The following is a 1682-nucleotide window of genomic DNA, read 5'->3' as shown; positions in this document are numbered from 1 at the left end:
CAGTTACTCATTTTTGTTAAAACATTTGTGTTCATAACAGTAAAGATGTTTCAAAATCAATATGTATATTATTTATTAGCTTGTACCTCACCTGCAATTAATTTACTACCTGAATATGTACCTTTTTGTATAAAAACTTGATTAATTAACTCTTTTTGCTCCTTTTCTGACATTACTCCTTTCCCTTCTCCTAAATTCCCACTTTGCAATTTCCAAATCTTGTTGTGGTCCACATCAACCTTTTCATATTTTCCTTGTTTCCATCGTTCTAAAATATCCACATATGTACTTTTTTGTGCAATATCATTACTATTTATAATTTCAAGTAAACTTTCAATACGTTCTTGTGTAATAAAAATATAACCCCATTTTTGATCAGCTTTTGTTTTTTGATGTGCCATTTCATGTAATGCTGTCTGTATGTTCTCATCTGTCCATTTGAAATTTTTATTAAAACCACTATTCGGCAATGAATGATTTCCATTTTCTAATAACTTTGCATCTTCGGCTTTTACATTACTATCAGCTAGCACTTCTACTGCTGGAGCGGCTGGTGATGCCTTTTTCGCAGCTGGTTTACTATTATTCAGATAATACAGCATACCATACGTTACACCTACCCCGATTACCGCCATACCAGCTATAATTCCTATTATTTTAAATAATGTTTTCATCTCGCCTATTTCCTCCCACATAGCCCTTTTCATAATTTCTATCTATTAAAAACAGATGTAGCTTCTCTTTTTTCGCAACTTACTACAATTCATTCTTTCATACTAATTAACATAAATATAACTATTACTTTCCAGAAATGTAGCAACTCCATCCTCATCATTACTTTTGGCAATAAATTTAGCGACGGATTTTAATTCCTCAACAGCATTGTTCATTGCAACACCAATGCCACATTTCTCTATCATTTCCATATCATTATAGTCATCTCCAAATACAATTACGTCAGATACGTCACAATTAATGTGCTGAAGAACATGTTGAATACTATTCCATTTTGAAACTTCCGCATGCATAATTTGACACAATGTTCCGTCATCCGTAATGACTGCATTACATTCGACAGGAAGTTCTTTAATTAAATTCTTATCTATTGAACCCTTATTACAAATGATCACTTTAAAAGCTTTTTCGAATTCTAGCTCTTTTACGTCTATAACTTCACAATGTACATTACCAAAGTAATCAGTAACATCAAAATTTGAGTACAGCTTATCATTTATTTCAATACAAATATGATTAAGGTTATATTTTTTTGCTTTTTCTATGATTTCTAAAATATTATTCTTAGAAATCTCCTTTTTATATAAAATATCATTACCTTTAAGAACAATTGCTCCGTTATAACAAATGATAATGTCATTCTTTAACGCATTGGGAATATACCGATTTATATCTCTTGGAGGTCTTGCCGTAGCAAAAATCAATTTATCCCCTTTATTTTTACATTCCCTCAAAATATCAATAGATTTCTCTGAAATTGTTTTATCACTTCTTAATAGAGTCCCATCTAGATCCGAAATAATAACTTTCTTCATGCTTAAATTAAGTCTCCTCTCATAAATTATCATTATTTACATTAATAGAATTATTTCAATAAATTTATCAATACTTTCATTACTTTTGATGCACCTATTCCTCCTTAAACTATATAGCAAAACTTTTCATAC

2 protein-coding genes are annotated in these 1682 nt (G+C 30.1%); both read right to left on the bottom strand.

From position 1 onward, the window contains the following. Positions 1–68: 68 nt before the first annotated feature. Positions 69–674, bottom strand: coding sequence for a PRK06770 family protein (locus V7038_RS28275; RefSeq protein WP_070128367.1), 606 nt, complete (start codon positions 672–674; stop codon positions 69–71). A gap of 102 nt (positions 675–776) precedes the next feature. Further along, positions 777–1550, bottom strand: coding sequence for an HAD family hydrolase (locus V7038_RS28270; protein ID WP_335695995.1), 774 nt, complete (start codon positions 1548–1550; stop codon positions 777–779). Positions 1551–1682 lie beyond the last annotated feature (132 nt).

The sequence above is a fragment of the Bacillus sp. JJ783 genome (genome assembly GCF_036963225.1).
GTDB lineage: Bacteria > Bacillota > Bacilli > Bacillales > Bacillaceae_G > Bacillus_A > Bacillus_A cereus_U.
The sequence above is the reverse complement of the archived record's forward strand: the minus strand, read 5'-3'. Positions and strand labels throughout refer to the sequence as shown.